General features: G+C 48.2%; 18 protein-coding genes. 10 read left to right on the top strand and 8 right to left on the bottom strand.

Annotated elements, in window-relative coordinates; genetic code table 11:
• Positions 1–127 precede the first annotated feature (127 nt).
• The 3 genes from MHB78_RS19500 (at position 128) to MHB78_RS19490 (ending at position 3,710) form a co-directional block, all read left to right on the top strand.
• On the top strand, positions 128–1,237 hold the full coding sequence (locus MHB78_RS19500; RefSeq protein ID WP_046133044.1) for a DegT/DnrJ/EryC1/StrS family aminotransferase: 1,110 nt from the start codon (positions 128–130) through the stop codon (positions 1,235–1,237).
• Entirely contained in the window at positions 1,234–2,298 is a 1,065-nt protein-coding gene (locus MHB78_RS19495; protein WP_046133043.1) for a Gfo/Idh/MocA family oxidoreductase, read from the top strand. The genes MHB78_RS19500 and MHB78_RS19495 overlap by 4 nt, the downstream gene beginning before the upstream one ends.
• 86 nt (positions 2,299–2,384) lie before the next feature.
• Entirely contained in the window at positions 2,385–3,710 is a 1,326-nt protein-coding gene (locus MHB78_RS19490; RefSeq protein WP_046133047.1) for a nucleotide sugar dehydrogenase, read from the top strand.
• Here the strand turns inward: MHB78_RS19490 and MHB78_RS19485 are convergent.
• From MHB78_RS19485 to MHB78_RS19475, 3 genes are read right to left on the bottom strand one after another with little or no spacing between them, the layout of a single operon-like run.
• Positions 3,646–4,065, bottom strand: a complete 420-nt coding sequence (locus MHB78_RS19485; RefSeq protein WP_046133042.1) for a YvaD family protein — start codon at positions 4,063–4,065, stop codon at positions 3,646–3,648. The two genes, MHB78_RS19490 and MHB78_RS19485, sit on opposite strands and share 65 nt — an antisense overlap.
• A gap of 14 nt (positions 4,066–4,079) precedes the next feature.
• Positions 4,080–4,409, bottom strand: a complete 330-nt coding sequence (locus tag MHB78_RS19480) for a multidrug efflux SMR transporter (protein ID WP_046133041.1) — start codon at positions 4,407–4,409, stop codon at positions 4,080–4,082.
• Between the two features lie 13 nt (positions 4,410–4,422).
• Positions 4,423–4,983, bottom strand: coding sequence for a TetR/AcrR family transcriptional regulator (locus tag MHB78_RS19475; protein WP_046133040.1), 561 nt, complete (start codon positions 4,981–4,983; stop codon positions 4,423–4,425).
• A 149-nt stretch (positions 4,984–5,132) separates the two neighbouring features.
• Between MHB78_RS19475 and MHB78_RS19470 the strand changes: the two genes are divergently transcribed.
• A complete protein-coding gene (locus MHB78_RS19470; protein WP_046133039.1) occupies positions 5,133–6,044 on the top strand; it encodes an alpha/beta hydrolase in 912 nt (303 codons plus the stop codon).
• On the opposite strand, the gene MHB78_RS19465 is transcribed toward MHB78_RS19470, so the two are convergent.
• Entirely contained in the window at positions 6,045–6,407 is a 363-nt protein-coding gene (locus tag MHB78_RS19465) for a helix-turn-helix domain-containing protein (protein ID WP_231947429.1), read from the bottom strand.
• Between the two features lie 129 nt (positions 6,408–6,536).
• Between MHB78_RS19465 and MHB78_RS19460 the strand changes: the two genes are divergently transcribed.
• The gene (locus MHB78_RS19460) at positions 6,537–7,220 is read left to right on the top strand and encodes an NAD(P)H-dependent oxidoreductase (RefSeq protein ID WP_046133037.1); all 684 of its coding nucleotides are present in this window, start codon (positions 6,537–6,539) and stop codon (positions 7,218–7,220) included.
• 63 nt (positions 7,221–7,283) lie between these two features.
• Here MHB78_RS19460 and MHB78_RS19455 read toward each other — a convergent pair.
• Positions 7,284–8,839, bottom strand: a protein-coding gene (locus MHB78_RS19455) for an IS3 family transposase (protein ID WP_231947364.1) whose coding sequence is annotated in 2 segments (ribosomal slippage) — positions 7,284–8,182 and positions 8,182–8,839 — 1,557 coding nt in all. Because the reading frame shifts where the segments join, the coding sequence is not laid out codon by codon here.
• A gap of 89 nt (positions 8,840–8,928) precedes the next feature.
• Positions 8,929–13,191: a bifunctional 2',3'-cyclic-nucleotide 2'-phosphodiesterase/3'-nucleotidase gene (locus MHB78_RS19450; RefSeq protein ID WP_046131030.1), complete on the bottom strand. Its 4,263-nt coding sequence runs from the start codon at positions 13,189–13,191 to the stop codon at positions 8,929–8,931.
• Positions 13,192–13,419: 228 nt separating this feature from the next.
• On the opposite strand from MHB78_RS19450, the gene MHB78_RS19445 reads away from it, so the two are divergent.
• Positions 13,420–13,935, top strand: coding sequence for a type 1 glutamine amidotransferase domain-containing protein (locus MHB78_RS19445; protein ID WP_046131029.1), 516 nt, complete (start codon positions 13,420–13,422; stop codon positions 13,933–13,935).
• A 45-nt stretch (positions 13,936–13,980) separates the two neighbouring features.
• Here the strand turns inward: MHB78_RS19445 and MHB78_RS19440 are convergent, their stop codons facing one another.
• Positions 13,981–14,196: a DUF1128 domain-containing protein gene (locus MHB78_RS19440; RefSeq protein WP_046131028.1), complete on the bottom strand. Its 216-nt coding sequence runs from the start codon at positions 14,194–14,196 to the stop codon at positions 13,981–13,983.
• A gap of 452 nt (positions 14,197–14,648) precedes the next feature.
• On the opposite strand from MHB78_RS19440, the gene MHB78_RS19435 reads away from it, so the two are divergent.
• Genes MHB78_RS19435 through MHB78_RS19425 form a run of 3 tightly spaced genes read left to right on the top strand, consistent with a single transcriptional unit; the run spans position 14,649 to position 16,309 of the window.
• Entirely contained in the window at positions 14,649–15,119 is a 471-nt protein-coding gene (locus MHB78_RS19435) for a low molecular weight protein-tyrosine-phosphatase (RefSeq protein ID WP_046131026.1), read from the top strand.
• 18 nt (positions 15,120–15,137) lie between these two features.
• Entirely contained in the window at positions 15,138–15,476 is a 339-nt protein-coding gene (locus tag MHB78_RS19430) for a hypothetical protein (RefSeq protein ID WP_046131025.1), read from the top strand.
• An 8-nt stretch (positions 15,477–15,484) separates the two neighbouring features.
• Complete coding sequence (locus tag MHB78_RS19425; protein WP_046131031.1) at positions 15,485–16,309, top strand: YhjD/YihY/BrkB family envelope integrity protein; 825 nt, start codon at positions 15,485–15,487, stop codon at positions 16,307–16,309.
• A 196-nt stretch (positions 16,310–16,505) separates the two neighbouring features.
• On the opposite strand, the gene MHB78_RS19420 is transcribed toward MHB78_RS19425, so the two are convergent.
• Entirely contained in the window at positions 16,506–17,687 is a 1,182-nt protein-coding gene (locus MHB78_RS19420; RefSeq protein WP_046131024.1) for an MFS transporter, read from the bottom strand.
• An 88-nt stretch (positions 17,688–17,775) separates the two neighbouring features.
• Here MHB78_RS19420 and MHB78_RS19415 point away from each other — a divergent pair, with 88 nt between their 5' ends.
• On the top strand, positions 17,776–18,159 hold the full coding sequence (locus MHB78_RS19415; protein ID WP_046131023.1) for an OsmC family protein: 384 nt from the start codon (positions 17,776–17,778) through the stop codon (positions 18,157–18,159).
• Positions 18,160–18,175 lie beyond the last annotated feature (16 nt).

Genomic DNA, 18,175 nt, shown 5'->3' with positions numbered 1-18,175 from the left:
TTCACCTTCTTGATAGATTATGTTTTTCTTCATGTTGCTGATATAGGTTTTTCGCCGCTACAGCCGTGACAAGTTCGGAACGTCACACATAAATTATTGGGAACTTTCTCTTGAAGGAGGAATCGGGATGATCCCGTTAATCAATTTGAAACGGCAGTTTCAAACGGTAAAACAAGATATGTTGATAGAGTTTGAGCAGGTATTGGACAGCGGGCAGTATATATTGGGGCCGAAAGTCAAAGAGCTGGAGAATAAAACGGCCGAAAAGCTCGGCGTGCGGGATGCCGTGGCGGTGGCCAACGGAACGGATGCTTTAGTGCTGACGCTGAAAGCGTTTGGCATCGGAAAAGGGGATGAAGTGATCACAACGCCGTTCACCTTTTTCGCTACCGCAGAAGCCGTCTCAAGGGTCGGGGCGACCCCCGTGTTTGCAGACGTCGACCGCGGCACATACAATCTTGATCCGGCAAAAATAGAAGAAAACATCACACCGGCTACAAAAGCGATCATTCCCGTTCATATTTTTGGCCAGCCGGCTGATATGGACGAGATCAATGCGATCGCCAAAAAGCACGGGCTGATTGTGATTGAAGACGCCTGCCAGGCATTCGGCGCGGAATACAAAGGCCGTCCCGCAGGCAGCCTCGGGGATGCGGCCTGCTTCTCATTTTTTCCGACGAAAAATTTAGGCACGCTGGGCGACGGGGGAATGGTAACGATGTCTGATCCTGAAGCGGCCGAACGTGTAAGGACGCTCAGAACGCATGGTACAAGCAAAAAATACTTTCACGACAAAATCGGTTTTAACAGCCGGCTTGATGAACTGCACGCGGCCGCCTTGCTCATTCTGCTTGAAAAAATCGACGGCTGGAATGAACAAAGAAGAAAGGTCGCCGGCAAGTACCGTGAGGCATTGAAAGAGGCATCAAACCTGACGCTGCCGACAGAAAAAGAAGACTGCTCCCACATCTACCACCTCTTCTGCATCGGAGCAGAAAACCGTGAAGAGATCATGCAGGCGCTTGAAAACCGGCAAATCCACTCAGGCATATACTATCCGTGCTGTCTTCATCTTCAGGACGTCTACTCTTCATTGCAATACAAAAAAGGAGATTTCCCGGTGGCCGAATCATTGTCTGACACGCTTTTTGCGATTCCGATGGACCCTTTCCTTACAAGCGATGAACAGGATCAGGTCATCTCCGTGCTGCTTGCAAAAGGAGGAGGGAAGACGTGACGGTTCGATTTGGACTGATCGGCTGCGGTTATATATCAAAAAAACACCTGTTCACCTTAAGCGGGCGCCCTGAAGCAGAGCTTGCAGCGGTCAGCGATGTAACCGAAGAGCGTATGGACGAAGCAGCTGACTACTATCAGTCATTGAGAAGCTTAAAGCCTGAGGTCGCCCGCTATCGGGAATATCCCGACATGCTGGCAGATCCGTCGATCGATGCGGTAATCGTTGCGGCTGTTTCGGGTCTTCATGCAGAAATGGCGAAACGGTCCCTGCTAGCCGAAAAGCATGTCATTCTCGAAAAACCGATGACACTGTCGCTCGAGAAGGCCGATGAGCTCATCCGGCTGGCGAAAGAGAAAAAACGTAAGCTCATGGTCTGCCATCAAATGCGTCATCGGCCGATCATGAAAAAAATTAAAGAAACGATCGAAGAGGGAAAATTAGGGAAGCTGTACTTAGGTACTGCGGCGCTTCGGCTCAACCGGTCTCCGGCTTACTACGCAGCGGCTTCATGGCGCGGGAATTGGGAAAAAGACGGGGGGATGCTCATCAATCAGGGGATCCATCTGGTCGACCTTCTGCAATGGTTTTTAGGAGACGTGACAAGCACATACGGCGATATCCTGACTGCTTCGCCAGGGAAAGAAACGGAAGACGTAGCACTCGGCATCCTGACGTTTGCCAATCAGGCAAAAGGCGTCATAGAAGCCAACATCATCACACAGCCGAACAATCTGGGAAGCTCGCTGTCCATTTTCGGGGAAAAGGGTTCGATTTCGTTGGAAGGCCCGTCATTAAACCGGATCAGCCGCTGGTATATTGCAGGGGAAGAGACGGACAGGGAAGAAGCGGAAAAGCTGATTGATCTCCGGGGTGAACAGGAGGCGATGTACGACAACTTCATCCGTTCCATCCGAGCGGACGAACCGCTCTTGATTGACGGCAGCGAAGGAAAAAAAGCGCTGGACACGATATTCGGAATCTATCAATCCGCACTGACAAAGGAAGTGGTGCATCTCCCCCTTCCATCATTTCAAACGGCTGACATGAGAAAGAAATAGGTGTCGCAAATCGGTAAACCGTCCCTTTCAAAAAAAGAGATAAAACATATTTTATTAAAGGAATGTATGAAGGGGCGATTAAATACATGAATAATCAAGAACAGCAACACCGGACGATAGCTGTCATAGGCCTGGGGTTTGTCGGTCTGCCCTTGTCTATGCTGCTGATATCAAAAGGGTTTTCTGTCATTGGCATCGATTTGGACGAAACGAAAATCAAATCTTTGAAAGCCGGGAACAGCTATATTTCTGATATAAAAGGAGAAACGATCAAGAGCGCCATTACGAGCGGCTTTTTTCGGCCTGCCGCTGACTACGGGCTGATCAAAAAAGCCGAGGCGGTGATTATATGCGTGCCGACGCCTTTGGACGATGAATCGGCTCCGAACCTGGACTACGTGACAAAAGCGGCGGAATCGATCAGGGAGCACCTGCAAAAAGGCCAGCTTGTTGTCTTGGAAAGTTCGACATACCCGGGTACGACGAAAGATCTCGTCAAACCGATTTTGGAAAAAAGCGGCCTGGCGTGCGGGAAGGATTTTTATCTTGCCTATTCACCGGAACGCGTCGATCCCGGCAATAAGTTTCCGATCGAAGTCGTTCCGAAAGTTGTCGGGGGAGCGTCGGACGCCTGCCGGGATCAAGTCTATCAGTTATACAGCAGCATCTATCAGGAAGTCGTTCCGGTCACATCTCCTGAAACGGCCGAGCTGACAAAGCTGCTCGAAAACACGTACCGGTTCATCAATATTTCATTTATTAACGAATTTGCGATGATCTGCGACAAGCTAGGTGTTGACGTATGGGAAGTCATCAGGGCGGCGAGCACGAAGCCGTACGGATTTGCTGCGTTTTATCCGGGTCCGGGAATCGGCGGCCACTGCATTCCGGTCGATCCTTTATATTTGCAATTTATCATCGAAAAAAGAGGCATCTCAAGCGACTTCATTCGACTTTCGGAAGAGATGAACGACAGGATCGTCCGCTATATTGCCGAACGATCGCTGCAATTGGCGCAAAAAGAAAACACAACAGAAGCGAACATTCTCATCTACGGCGTCACATATAAACGAAATGTCGCGGACGTGCGCGAATCAAAATCGCTCGACATCATCGAGAAGCTCGTCGGGATGGGGGCGGAGGTTTCCTATCACGATCCGCATTTTCCAGAGCTTCGAATCGGCGGAAAGGCGTTTTTCAGTCAACCGATTAATTCCGAAACGCTGAAGGAGTACGACTGTATCGTCATTTTGACGGACCACGCCGAACTGCCGAAAGAACTCCTCTTACAACACGCAAAAGTCATCTTTGATACGAGGGGAATTTTAACAGACAGCTCAGGAAACGCTAAAGTCGTTCAGCTCGGAAACGGTCTTTCACAGCCGTGTCATCCGTCAGCAGAAAGCGGATGAAATATAACGGATATATCATGAGAAACAGGTTGAACGACCACCAGAACGGATCGAAATCCCCGCTGAACAGCCAAAAGGCGATCGCTTGCAGGCCGGAACAGAACGTTAGAACAAGGGATACCAGGGCGGCGCTTTTCCATAACGGCCGCTTTTTTTTATGCAAATATAAGCTGGCGAGACCGCTGATCGAAATCAAAAGATCCAGCGGCAAAAACGACCAGTTCCAAGCGATGACGACCGGATCGTCATAATTCTTAAATGCCGCGCTTTCCGGAATGAGGTGAAAAAACGTAACGAACCAATATAAAATAAAGCCGATATCTGTAACAAGCAAAAACGGTTTCAAATATTTCACGGTTTCCTCCTGGTTCAATTGATTGACCGGTGCTCTGTTATATTCAATGCGACGACTCCGGTGATAATCAGAATGATAGAAACGGCTTTCACGATACTGACGCTTTCACCCAAAAAAAGAAAACCGATCAGCGAAATCAAGACGATTCCGACCCCGGACCAAACGGCATAAGCAACGGAAACGTCCATCGTTTTCAGGGTGAGCGTCAAAAACGCCAGGCTCGCACCGTAAAACGCAAGCAGTAGAACGCTCGGAACAACCTTTGAAAAGCCGTTCGACAGCTTCATGCTGACCGTTCCCGCCGTTTCAAACACGACCGCTAAACATAAATAAAGCCAGTGCACATCGATTCCTCCTCTAATCTTGTTTTGTGCTGATCCCGTGTATCAAAATATCGACGGCGGACTTCAGCATCTCTCCCATCGTAAAGCGGTTTTTCAAAGAAGAAGCGGGATCATAAATCTGATTCAGGCTCCCTGTATACATGTGAATGAATAACGGCAAATCGATCTCTTTGATGATTCCTTGCGCCATTCCCTGGTTGAACAGATCTTCTACAACGGCCCAATCGTCTTTTAAGAACGAATCGAGCTTCAGCCATTGGTCATAGTGATATTTTTTCAATTCCGCCAATAGGCGAATATCCATGAATTCAAAATCGGCTGGAACGGCAATCAAAATTTGTTCAATTTTTTCTATCGTGCCAAGCTGTTCATTAGCTGCGATGGCTTGCTCTTTTTCTTTAATCTGTGAGACGACATGATCGATGACTTCGGCTACAAGGTCGTCTTTTGATGCGAAGCATTCATAAATCGTGCGTTTGCTGACGGCCAGCTGTTTTGCTAAATCGTTCATCGTAAAGGTAAATCCTTTTTGCCGAATGAGATGAATCGTTTCCTTCAGCATTCGTTCTTTCATTTCTGTTTGCTCCTTTCTGGTACCTAAGAAAACATTTCGGTACCAAAGGTATTATATACCGGAATTGGACAAATGTAAAATTCTTCTCGCTCACGCCCAGATCAATTCAGAATACAATGTGGTAAAACAGTGCTTAAAGGGTGAGGACCGTGTGGATCGGAGTATCGTTGATCGTCTTGGGGCTGGGGATCAGCATTTTTGCCGTCAGTCTCATTGTCAGCTATTTGTTTGTGATGCCAAACAGGAGCAGCTATGAAGAAACGTTTTTCAGCGGTGTCAGGAATGGGGAGATTATTGCCGATGTGTATCGATCGCATGACAAAGAGGAGCTTTTTTTGACTGCTGAGGACGGCTGCCGGCTTCATGCGATGTATTTCCCGGCTCCGGACAGCCGGAAAGCCGTGATCATCGCCCATGGCATTAAATGGTCGCTGTTTGGTGGCTATAAATATGTTGAGCTGTTCCAGTCGCTCGGCTATCATGTGCTGCTTTGCGACAGCAGATGCCACGGATTAAGCGGCGGTTCGCATGTTTCCTACGGATACTATGAAAAGAACGATTTGGCGATGTGGATAGATGAACTTGAAAACAAGCTTGGGAAAGGCGTCTTTGTCGGCGTGCTCGGCGAATCGCTCGGAGCGGCGGCCGCCGTTGAACTGATGAAACAGGATGAGAGGATTCGATTTTGCATCGCGGATTCGTGTTTCAGCGATTTAACAGAGCTTTGCCGCTACCAGCTGAAAGGGGCCGTCAAGCTGGTTGTGCCGTTTCTCATTCCGCTGACGAGCATGCTGATTAAACGGCGTCACGGCTGGAGCCTTGCCGACATTTCCCCGGTCCGCGATCTTGAACAGACGGATACGCCGCTGTTCATTATCCACGGCAAAAATGATCAGCTCGTTCCGCCGCAAATGGCCGAAAGCCTGTACGAGCGGAAAACGGGAATCAAGAAGCTGTATTTGATCGAGGGAGCGGGACACGTCGGCGGATTTCGCCAAAACCCCGAAGTTTATATCCGGAAGGTTCAAGACTTTTTGCTGCAGGTTGAACCGGTCAAATAGTTACTCGGCAGCCGCCGATTGTTTGCGCGCTTCTTCGATTTTATCGGCATGCGACACTCCCCAGTTCATCATTTGGTTGATGATCGGAATTAACGTCTGGCCGAATTCAGTTAAACGGTATTCGACTTTTGGGGGAACCTGCTTATAAATTTCGCGGTGAACGATGCCGTCGCGCTCCAGCTCGCGAAGCTGCAGGGTCAGCATTCTTTGCGTTACTTTAGGGATTAAGCGGCGCAGCTCGTTAAAGCGCTTTTTCCCGTCTATTAAATGAAACAGGATCACGCTTTTCCATTTGCCGCCGATAATGTCAATCGTCGCTTCAACCGGGCATGAATATCCGGCCGGTCCTTTGCAGTCTTCCATCTTCATCTCTCCTTAGTATAAAAAATGATACTATCCAACAAAAATGTGCGTACTTTTTATCTTTTATTATAATAATTAGAATGTAATTGAGAAAGGAATACACTTTTTAGTAAAGGAGAGAAGCAAATCATGGCAGATCAATCAAAGAAACAGGAGATTCTTGAAGCATTTCGATTCAGACATGCCACAAAAGAATTCGACCCGGATAAAAAGATTTCAGATGAAGATTTTCAGCTTATTCTGGAGGCCGGCCGACTGTCGCCAAGCTCAGTAGGACTGGAGCCGTGGAAATTTGTCGTCGTTCAAAACAAAGAGCTGCGCGAAAAGCTCCGTCAAGTCTCATGGGGGGCACAGGGACAGCTCCCGACCGCCAGCCATTTCGTGCTGCTGCTCGGCCGCACGGCTAAGGAAATGAGATATGACTCCGACTATATCGCACATCAATTAAAGCATGTGAAGAAAATGCCGGATGACATCATCGAAAACATGGTAAAAGAAGACGGCGTGATCAAGAGCTTCCAGGACGGCGATTTTCACTTGTTCGAAAGCGACAGGGCGATGTTTGACTGGGTCTCCAAACAAACGTACATCGCGCTTGCCAATATGATGACGGCAGCCGCTTTGATCGGCATCGATTCCTGCCCGATTGAAGGCTTCAATTATGACAAGGTTCATGACATCCTTGAAAAAGAAGGCCTGCTTGAGGAAGGGCGGTTTGACATTTCGGTAATGGCCGCGTTCGGATACCGCGTTAAAGAGCCTCGTCCGAAAACAAGGCAGGAGCTTGATCAAGTCGTGAAATGGGTCAACTAAAAAAAAGCCGGTTCTCCGTGATCTGCACCCTGTCAAGTAGACAGTGGAAATAACTAAAACACACTAGACGGCTTTAGCCCTGTATTCCACTGGGCTGAGGCCGTTTAGTTTTTCTTGTAGACGATCGTGGTTGTAAAAGTGGATATATTCATCAATTGCGCTTTGAAGTGCCTCAAATGTCTCGTACGAATTCCGTCTGTATTTCTCGCATTTTAATTTCCCCCAAAACGACTCAATGGGGCCGTTATCAATACAGCGGCCGACGCGGGACATACTCTGTGTCATATTTGCGTTTTCAATCATCCTTCTAAACTGGTGGGACGTGTATTGAAAACCTCTGTCGCTGTGAAGGAGAGGACGTGCGTTTGGGGCTGCCTCAAGCGCTTGGTTCAAGGTTTTAAACACAAGGGCGTTATTATTGGATTTCCCCAGCACATAAGACACGACCATTCCCTCATGAAGATCTAAAATGGCACTGAGGTACGCTTTCCGATGGCCGTATTTTAGCTCTGTCACATCAGTCACCCATTTTTGATTTGGTTTGTCCGCTTTAAACTCTCGATTCAGGATATTTTCGGACACATGTTGAGGCGTCGCTTTGCCGTAACGTTTTTTCTTCCGCCGAATGACACACTCCAGCTTGGCAATTTTCATCAGCCGATAGATGCGCTTATGATTGAGGCGCTCTTTAAAGCGGCGGTTCATGTTTAAGGTCATTCTGCGGTATCCGTAGATACCGCCAATTTGTTCGTGAAGTAGCGCCATTTTGGCGATAATCTTTTCATTCTGTTTTTCTCTCGCTGAAGGTACTCGGCTCCTCCATTTGTAATACCCCTGGCGCGAAACTTCGGCAATCTCACATAACATTTGGACAGAAAAGCCTTCTTTTCGATTCAGCTCTAAAATGGCGAGATATCGATCTTCGTACCGAACCTGACTTAGAACCGCCTCCTTTTGATCTCTTCCAACTTTTTTAAGAACGCATTCTCTGCGCGCAAACGCTCATTTTCCTGTTCCAGCCGTTTGTTTTCCCGTTGAATTTTTTCTTCAGGTGTCAGTTCTTCTTCGGTTTTGCGTTTCCCTCGGTTGTCTTTTAAGGCCTCTTCTCCGCCTTCTTGATACTTTTTCACCCATTGATACACCTGTTGGTAGGAGACTTGATGAATCTCCATTGATCTGGCGTAGTCCTTTCCATGAGCTAGACAATCCTTCGCAATCTCAATCCGTTCTTCCAATGAAACGTTCTTCCGTTTGGTCATCAAACGATTCCTTCCTCTCCCGCTGTCTTTTAACGTTTTATGACCATTATAAAGCTCAACCCACTTCATGAGTACGGATTTACTGGAAATCTTATATTTTCTCGAGATTTCTCTTTGAGAGTAGCGTCCGGATAAGAAGTCTTTCACGGCATTGTATTTTAATTCTGCGGGATAGAACTTATGGCGCTTTGAACGTTCCAAACTCTCCACACCCGCCATATCATGCGATGTTCTCCATTCACGAATCGTTTCGGCATGAATGCCATATTTTTCTGCGATCTCCTTCACCGAATTATTGCCCTGATCACATTCTGATAGAATATTCAATTTTTCTTCTTTTGAAAACCATTTTCCAGCCATGAAAAAACTCCCCCAAGGCAAACAGATTTTTTTATTTCATCTGTCTACCTTTAGGGGAGCATATCACCGCAGAACCGGCTTTTTTATATTTACATTTGATTGATTTTTTTCCGGTGGTAAAGGTAGAGACCGCTTCCGGATACGAGCAGCAAAAGGCCGAACATGAGCCAATTGTAGATAGTAGAGGCCGTATCAGGCAATGATCCGTTTGCCTGATCAGCCGGGTCTTGTCCGCCGTTTACACCGTCTGTGCCGTTTCCGGAGCTCCCGCCGGCGGGATCGTCTCCGCTTGCGGGCGGAGCTGAAGGCGTCCCGGCATTGCGTGCGTTTAAGACGGTATATTCGCTGAAATGATTCACATATCCGGCGACGGTTTGGTCTTTCGTGTAGCCGTTTTTCACTTTTGTGAAGCGGTTATGCTTCCGGTCGACGTGATAGACGCCTGCTTGTTTGTCAGGCTTATCGACTTGGAAAAACAGTCCGACCGGCTTTTTGAATGAGCTGACGGCTTTTCCTTTTTGGCGGATACTGAAATCGTACACTTTCGTAACCGCCTGTTTGATGTCCTTCCCGATTTTGATGCCGATCTCCGTCTCTTCCTTTTTCAGATTTGCGGCCGGAAGCGCCATGGCGATTTTATCGTTTTTCAGCGTAATGTTTGGATCGTTCGTTCTTTCTTTAATGAGATTGGTTTGCGCTTTTGCCATGTTCAGCTTAATGTCTTCCTGCTCTGTATCAGGGAAATAGACGATCGCCTTGTTGGCGTTTTGCGCGTATGTTTGAAACGGCTTTTCCTTCAGCGTCCATATGCCGGTTGCCTGCTTATCCGGCAGGAAAACCTCCGTGATTCTGTCTTCGATGCTCGGTGAGACCGAAGCGGATAATTTAAGCTGTTCCGTAAAAATCTCATAGTCGGTAAATCCGAGATCCACTCCATTTTTCGCCTGTTTAAAGACAGAGTAGCCGTCACCGCCTCCGCCCATAAAGTTGTTTGTGGCGACACGGTACGTTTTCTTTAGGTTAAGCGGCCGGGACTTGCCTTTTTCATCGGCAAGGTTCACGTCTAAAATTCGTTCCCCTTTCGGTTTATTCAATGTAAAAGTATACGTTAAACCGGCCACATGAGGAAACGCGCCGCCGCCTTCTTCCACCTGGCTGACGCCGTGCTCAAGCGCTTCTTTGATCTGTGCTCCGGTCAAATCGGCGGCATAAAGCGTATTTCCGAACGGCATCACGGTAAGAACCTCGCCGAGAGTGACGGGGCCTTTGTCGATTCCGCTTCTGATTCCGCCGCCGTTTGTGATCGCAATGTCAGCGCCGCCTGCTTGTTTGGCCTTTCTAAGCATACCGTCTGCAATGAAGTTCCCGAGGTTGGTTTCCTTTGACCTGACATGCTCGCGGGTTCCGTCCAGGGGAACATCGGCAATGCCGACGACTTCGGTTTTTAAGTCTTCAAGTTCATTTTTAAAACCGTCAAGTATACCTTTGGCATCTTTATCCTCGGCCGTATTTTCATCGATTGCGATCAACCTGGAGCCCGATTTGCCCGTTTGAACGATTCCGTTTTCATCAAAGGCGACATCGACTCTCCCTAAAAACTGTCCGTAGTCTTTTGCCTGGGCGACGATTGTCGGCTCCTGATTCGGAACGACTTCCAACCGGTCGACGAGCGTATGCGTGTGTCCGCCGATGATCAAATCGATTCCCTGCACTTTTTTCGCCAGCTCCAAGTCGCGGCTATAGCCGATATGGGTGAGGGCGATGATTTTGTTGACCTTTTCTTTCTCCTTGATGTCCTTGACGGTTTTTTCTGCGGTTTGATACGCGTCATTGAAGGCGATGTTTGCCCCGGGACTTGACGTATATGACGTATCCTCAGTCGTCAGTCCGAAAACGGCTACCTTTTCGCCGTTCACATCAAGGAGAATGTACGGATAGATTCCCGTTTTTTTAGGTTCGCCGGCCTTTAAGACCGCCGGTTTTTGCGCGAATCGGTTCAGCTTCGGCTCTTTTGACACATCGACATTAGAACTGACGATCGGAAATGCAGGCGCCTCGAATTTATGTTTGTTCCCCGGATCAACTGCGGCGCCGTTTCCGCCGAGAAAATCGGCCAGCACGCCCGGTCCTTTGTCAAATTCATGGTTGCCGAACGTCATCGCGTCATAGCCCATCATGTTCATCAGCTTCAGATCGGCGAGGCCGTTCCATTTTGTAAAATAAAGATCTCCGGAAAACACATCGCCGGCATCAAGCAGAATATTGTTTTGTGTTTGCGAGCGGACTTCTTTTACCTTTGCTGCGCGTCTTGCCGCATTGTCGAGGTGTGCGTGTGTATCATTCGTATGCATCACCGTTAACGTCCAGTTTTCATCATCTTTCGGCGGCTCTGATCCATCTGCGTCAAAATTCAGCTTGTATACGCCGTATCCGCTGTTTTCGGATTCTCTGACGAAATCGATGTCTTTTGCTTTCTCGGCAAAAGGCTTCGCAAGAAGGGAAGATTCAAACGTCACGTTTGCTCCTTTAATCGGCGCGATCGACCAGTTGTTGTCCGCGGCCGGATTGATCGTTCCTTTTTCTATAATGTAATTCATCAGCACCTGCCGGTTTTCGTCAGCAGCTGCGTACACGACTTTGTCCTGTGTCAAGTGAGGGAATCCGCCTCCGCCGGAAGCGCGGTAGTTGTTGGTGACAACGAGAAATTCCTGATCGTCCTTGACGGGCTTTCCGTTATAGGCGAGGTTTTTGACGCGGCTGGCCTCGGGATGTTTCAGTCCGCCTGTAGTGCTGTATTTCGCCGGCTGTGTGACATCGATCTGATACGTCACACCGTCGATCACATCGAAATTGTATGATCTGAAGTCCGGATTAAGGAGCGACTGTTCTCCCGTTTTAGATGGATCGATTTGGTTGAATTGCCCCGCGGACATCTCGATCCAGTCTTTGACCTCTTTTCCGGTCAGTTTGACGATATACAGCGTATTGTCGTACAAGTACAGGTCGCCGATGTTTTTAATGGCGAGATCGCCGGCTTTTATGTTCGTAAAGTAATCAGCGCCGTTGCGGCCTCCCGCTTTAAACGGAGCGCCGGCCGACAAGATCGGCAGGTCCTTGTATTCCGTATCTTTCATGACGTCCTCGGCATACCACTTTTGCGCATCAGTGACGATCTGGATGGACGGATCGTCCTTTACTTGGGAGAAAAAGCTGTTAATATCCGTTTCCGTTTTGCCGACGGGTTTGCGGACGTAGTCCAGCGTTTTCTCATGGGTATCCTGAATGGCTGACACCACCGTTTCGTTTTGCGAGGCTACGTTTCCGGAGACGGCTTCCGTTTTCGCGCTTGCATCCTTGACCGTCCATTTTCCGCCGATTTTTTCAAGCTGCATATCGATAATGCCTAAATGGCTCCCCCAGTTTTTCGGCATCACGACCGGAATCCCGTTAATTGTGCCTTTTTGAATATCAATTTTCGCATTTCCGGCATAATCGGGGCCGGGGAACAGGCCGTGCTGGTGGCCTGAGATGATCGCGTCGATCCCGTCAGCTTTCAAAGCAAGGTCAAGCACGGCATTTTCCGCTCCTGCCGGCTGTTCTTCAGTTTCGATGCCGGTGTGAGCGATCGCGATGATCACGTCGGCGCCTTCCGCTTTCATTTTCGGAATCGTTTCTTTTGCTGATTCGGCAATGTCCTGCACCTTGATTTTGCCGTCCAGGTGCTTTTTGTCCCATGTTAAAATCTGCGGCGGGACAAATCCTGTGTAGCCGACTTTCAGCTGCTGCTTTTGCCCGCTTTCGTCGGTGAATGTCCTCTCTTCGATTGTGTACGGCTTATATTTGTTTTGCCCGTCCATCGTTTTGATATTGGCGTTGACGATGGGAAATTGTGCACCTTTGAGTGTCCCGTCCAAAAATTCAAGCCCGTAGTTGAATTCGTGGTTTCCGAGCGTGCCTGCGTCATATTTCAGCTTGTTCATGACATCAATGATCGGGTGTGTTTTCGAGCCGGAGATGATCGGTTCGCGTTCATGTTTGAAGACATATTCTCCAAGAGGGTTTCCTTGAATCAGGTCGCCGTTGTCGACGAGAAGCGTGTTAGGATTTCGGCTGCGGTATTTTTCGATGAGCTGCGCCGTCCGGGACAGCCCGAATTCCGCCGTCTCTTTGTCGGCATAGTAATCATAATTCATCATATGTGCGTGAATATCCGTCGTGCCCAATATGCTGAGATTGACAAGGGGATGTTCTTCCGCATGGGTCTGGGTGTTTGGAAAGAGTAAGCTAAGTATCATCGCTGAGGTAAGCAGAATACGGAGAACTGAAAACCGTCTATTCTGTATTCCCACCATTTCTCCACCTTTCAGATTAAAGTAACACCCTCTATTGTAAGAACTTTTTGTAAAGTTTTGTAGATATTTCGTTTCGAATATTGTAAACAGTCTGAAATTGATTCTAAAGTCTTCGTCTGTCTGACAATCCTTTTGGGTATTTCGGAGGATCCGGCCGCCGGATGTTTTATTTAGTGTGGCAGGGGTAAAAGGATTTATGTAGACAAAAGATGTTGGGAGTGAACGTAAATGGGCAAAAAAATTGCAGTCCTGCTGACAGACTACTTTGAGGATTCCGAGTATGCCGAACCTGCCAAATCGTTCAAAGATGCCGGACATGAGCTGACGGTCATCGAAAAAGAAAAAGGCAAAACGGTGAAAGGAAAGCAGGGACAGGCAGAAGTTGAGACAGACGCATCGATAGACGAAGTCAGTCCCGCCGATTTTGACGCCTTATTGATTCCGGGCGGATTTTCTCCTGATATTTTAAGAGCGGATGGACGGTTTGTATCATTTGCAAAAGCCTTTATGGATGAGAAAAAGCCGGTATTTGCAATCTGCCACGGACCGCAGCTTTTGATCACGGCCAAGGCGCTTGACGGCAGAAGCGCGACAGGCTACACATCGATTCGCGTTGATTTGGAAAACGCCGGAGCCAAATTTCAGGACAAAGAAGTTGTCGTGTGCCAAGACCAGCTTGTCACGAGCCGGACGCCGGACGACATTCCGGCATTTACGCGTGAAGCATTGAAATTGCTCGGCTAAGCAAAAAAGACCGGATGTGATTCCGGTCTTTTTTTTGCTGAGAGCCTATTTGCGCAGTGCAGCGAGCTCTTCGGCGATCGCCTGCATTTCGCTTGGGCTGAAGGATTTCTTTTTCATTACCATTTTGTGCAAATATTCAAGATCATCAAGCTTTTCATCGCTGAAGTCCTCCGCTTTGATGACGCTGATGTTCAGCATGTTTAATTTTTGCGAGATCTCTTCGACCATTTTGTTCAGCACGGCTGTTTTTTGATCAGACAATCGGGCACTTCCTTTCCCTCGGATTTCGTAGTCTTTATTGTAACAGAAATGCCTGAGAAGAAAAGGACCATTGTCAGGTAAAGCGATTTCGGCAAGCCAGGGAGATTGATCAGATTCGCAATCGGTCCCGGCCGCTCCGTCTTCTACGGCCTGGACGAGAATGATAAGGCCGGAAAAGACATAAAATAAGGCTGTGGCCGGTGCCAGCCGGCAATGGCCGGGAGATTCACAAAAGTATAGCTGCCGATAGGCTTGAATTCGGAAGGAGCCTCGCCGTTACATATTCCCCTTTTATGACCAAAACCGCTCCGATAAAAACCAAACATTTTATCTTCGGGCTGCCGAAACTTCTCCTCGATCAGAGGCAGATATTCTGACCAAAGTTGAAAAAATAAGAAAAAACTTTAGTATAAAATCAAATACGTTTTTCTTTTAGAAAAGAGGGGAAAGAAATGATAAAGGTGTTATTCGTCTGCCTCGGCAACATTTGCCGGTCGCCGATGGCGGAAGCGGTATTCAACGACATGCTCAACAAAAGCGGGCTTTGCCGACATATAGAAGCCGATTCGGCCGGCACCGGAAACTGGCATGTCGGCAAGCCGCCGCATGAAGGAACGCGCGCGTTGCTGGCGGAAAAGCGGATCAGCTGTGAGGGGCTGTACGCGAGACAGCTCACGGCAAACGACTTGGAAGTGTTTGATTACATCATTGCGATGGATGCTGAAAACGAAGGGAATATCAGAAGGATGGCGGGCTTCGCCAAAAAGCCCGTGATCAGGCGGCTTCTTGACTTTGTCGATGACAGCAAAACGAAAGATGTCCCAGATCCTTACTACACGGGGAATTTTGATGAGGTGTACGGGCTTGTAGCGGAAGGCTGCCGTCAACTGCTCAACGAAATCAAAAAAGAACACAATTTATAAAAAAGGGAGAGATCTTTGATGAAAGGTGAACGCGTCGTTCTTAGAAACATCCTCCTCGGCGCCTCGGTCGGGGCGGTCATGTCACTCTTGCACAAACCGACAAGGGAAGCCTGCGGTGCGAAATTGTCGGCCTGCAAAAGCAAAGTCAAACTCTACCGGAACAATCCGAATCTGTTAACCGACTGCATCAAAGAGAAGATTGAAGAAACGAAAAAACTGTCGGCATCTGTTACAGACGACCTGAATTTTTTAAATCAACAGATCAGGGAATTGAAGGAAACCACCCCTAAGGTGATCGAATTAATCGAGGAAACGAGGGAGCATTTCTCCAAAAAATCTGACAATCGTCTGGAGTGAGAAAAGTGGTGAGCTTTGTAAAAGAGCTGGTATGGCGCTTTCTGCTGCATGAAGGGCCGAGCAAATCAGCAGAACTTGCGTATTTTTTCCTTTTGTCCTTGTTTCCGTTTATGATCTTTTTGCTCACGCTGATCAGGTATGTACCCGTCAAGACCGCGGATGTCATCGGCCTGATCGCGCAGTACGCCCCTGAGAATACGCTTTCGATTATCGAAGAAACCCTCAAAACGGGAAACAGGGGGCTCCTTTCCTTCGGTATCATCGCGGCGGTATGGTCGGCTTCAAACGGAGTAAACGCGATTGTCAGGGCGTTTAACCATGCCTATGAAGTAAAGGAAACCCGCTCTTTTATTATGGTTCGCCTGACCTCGCTTTTCCTGACTGCGGCGCTTGTGTTCACGATCCTAATCGCCCTGCTGCTTCCGGTATTCGGCAGAGTCATCGGCCATTTTATCGCAGGTCTCGACGGTACGCCGCACATGTTTCTAGCGGCTTGGTCAGCGATTCGCTGGGGAATCAGCCCGCTCGTCCTTTTGATCGTATTTACGGCTTTGTACCTTTTTGCGCCGAACAAACGGCTGTCATTTACATTCGTGCTTCCCGGCGCGATTGCGGCAACCGCAGGCTGGATCATCGTCAGTGTCGCATTTTCTTATTATGTCAGCGAATTCGCAAACTACAGCGCCACCTACGGAAGCCTCGGCGGAATCATCGCTTTGATGGTCTGGTTTTATTTAAGCGGAATGATGATTATTTTAGGAGGCGAAATCAATGCCCTTTTGCATAAACGTAAAATCATTCCTGAAAAAAATCCGGCAAAACGAGCAACCTAAAAAGGAACCTTTTAAAAAGTTCAAAGCGGAGGGATCATCATGACAAAGCATACGAAAAAAGGCGGAAGCCATAACAAGCAAAACTCAAAGCAAAGCTCAAAACATAAAACGAGCGGAAGCGCCAACGGACAAAACGGATATCATTAAAGGTTCCCCGGCATTCAAAAAGGCCGTCTGCATTCATGCAGGCGGCTTTTTAAAGCGGTTTTGCCTCTGACTGATGCCGGATGCCTTTCGTACCTTTAGATCTTCCAAAAAGCACGCCAAACCAGATCAAAGCCATCACAAGCGTAATGAAATAAAACAGATTCCCGTTCTCAAATGTTTGCATATACCAGCCCCCGGCGACGGGTCCGAAAATGCTTCCGAAGCTGAAGGTAATTCCGCACATCAAGTTTCCGGCTGGAAGAAGGTGCTTTGGGAGCAAATCGGCCATAAAGCTGATGCCGAGAGAAAAAGTCGAACCGACGGCCATTCCCGCCGCAAAAAAACATCCCGCTAAAAACGGCGAAGAATCGGAGAACCCTGCTGTAAAAAAACACCCCGCACCGACGGCCAAAATCACGAGCAGCACCTTTTTTCTCCCGAATTTGTCGCTCATGATGCCGAGCGGGTATTGAAACACGATGCTGCCGATGGCAAAAGCAGGCAAAATGATCGATACGCCTTCAACAGAGATCCCCGATCTGAGCGCATACACCGGGAAGTTCCCGTTGAGCGCGGTCTCTAAAAACCCGTAGCCAAACGTAGGCAAAAAGGCGACCCATCCAAGCAAAAACGCCTGGAAAAAGCGCTTCAGGCTGTTATCGGCCCTGGTGTCTCCCGCGCTTTTTTCAGGGAAGTCATTTTTCAGGAAGAAAATAAACAGCCAGGCCATTAGACTGAACGCACCCGAGATGATAAACGGCAAGGAAGGTGCAACCTCAACAAGCGGCGTTAAAAAAGGTCCAGCGGCAAATCCGAGCCCGAAAGAAAGCCCGTATAACGAAATATTCCGCCCGCGCTTTTTTTCAGACGACAGGGTCGTCACCCATGTCTGTGTTGAGAAATGGAGCATATGATCGCCGATCCCGATCAACAGCCGCAAAAAGAACCAGACGATATACGACTGAATCAACAAAAAACTGAACAGGCTTGCGACCACCATCATCCCGCCGATCACGATCAGCGGCTTAAAGCCGAGCCTTCTCAGCGGCGCTTCCATGAACGGGGAAGCGATCAACACGCCGATGTAGAGGCCTGTGGCGTGAAGCCCGTTCAAAGCCGCGGAATGTCCTTCCTGTTCAAAAATAACCGAAATGACCGGGAGCAGCATCCCTTGGGAAAATCCTGATATACTGACAATTAAAACGAGTATGAAAAAGTGAAATCGTGACATCGCCAATTCTCCTTATCGTGGTCCTTCTTTGATCGTACAACTAGAGGAAGTTTTTAGGCAAGACGATTTTCAGCAAGAGGTGAAAACGATGGAAATGAAATCGAATGAAAACGGTTTTTATGCCGATTTCGAATATGGCCGTCTTACGGTCTCCGGCCAAGAGGAAGCAGGGTTCAGGCCATATCAGCTCATGGTCGCTTCAATCGCGGCTTGCAGCGGGGAGGTCTTTCGCAAAATCCTTGAAAAAAAGCGGCTGCAACTAAAAGGTATGACCATCAAGGCCAAAGAAGAACGCGTACCGGAAGAAGCGAACCGTCTGAAAAGCATTCATCTGCATTTTATTTTGAAAGGAGAACGCCTAAGACCCGACATCATCGAAAAATCGCTGAAGGGGGCGATGAAAAACTGCGCGATGGTCAAGTCTGTTCAGGGCACCATAGACATTACCGAATCGTTTGAAATTCTCTTGTAGGCGTTTCAATCATTCG

This window comes from Bacillus sp. FSL K6-0138 (assembly GCF_037982765.1).
Classification (GTDB): Bacteria; Bacillota; Bacilli; order Bacillales; family Bacillaceae; genus Bacillus; species Bacillus glycinifermentans.
This window is presented reverse-complemented; position numbering and strand designations above follow the sequence as displayed.

Coding starts and splice junctions, on each gene's coding strand:
- MHB78_RS19500 (WP_046133044.1), top strand. CDS start 128: ATGATCCCGTTAATCAATTTGAAACGGCAGTTTCAAACGGTAAAACAA.
- MHB78_RS19490 (WP_046133047.1), top strand. CDS start 2,385: ATGAATAATCAAGAACAGCAACACCGGACGATAGCTGTCATAGGCCTG.
- MHB78_RS19475 (WP_046133040.1), bottom strand. CDS start 4,983: ATGAAAGAACGAATGCTGAAGGAAACGATTCATCTCATTCGGCAAAAA.
- MHB78_RS19465 (WP_231947429.1), bottom strand. CDS start 6,407: ATGGAAGACTGCAAAGGACCGGCCGGATATTCATGCCCGGTTGAAGCG.
- MHB78_RS19460 (WP_046133037.1), top strand. CDS start 6,537: ATGGCAGATCAATCAAAGAAACAGGAGATTCTTGAAGCATTTCGATTC.
- MHB78_RS19450 (WP_046131030.1), bottom strand. CDS start 13,191: ATGGTGGGAATACAGAATAGACGGTTTTCAGTTCTCCGTATTCTGCTT.
- MHB78_RS19445 (WP_046131029.1), top strand. CDS start 13,420: ATGGGCAAAAAAATTGCAGTCCTGCTGACAGACTACTTTGAGGATTCC.
- MHB78_RS19435 (WP_046131026.1), top strand. CDS start 14,649: ATGATAAAGGTGTTATTCGTCTGCCTCGGCAACATTTGCCGGTCGCCG.
- MHB78_RS19430 (WP_046131025.1), top strand. CDS start 15,138: ATGAAAGGTGAACGCGTCGTTCTTAGAAACATCCTCCTCGGCGCCTCG.
- MHB78_RS19420 (WP_046131024.1), bottom strand. CDS start 17,687: ATGTCACGATTTCACTTTTTCATACTCGTTTTAATTGTCAGTATATCA.
- MHB78_RS19415 (WP_046131023.1), top strand. CDS start 17,776: ATGGAAATGAAATCGAATGAAAACGGTTTTTATGCCGATTTCGAATAT.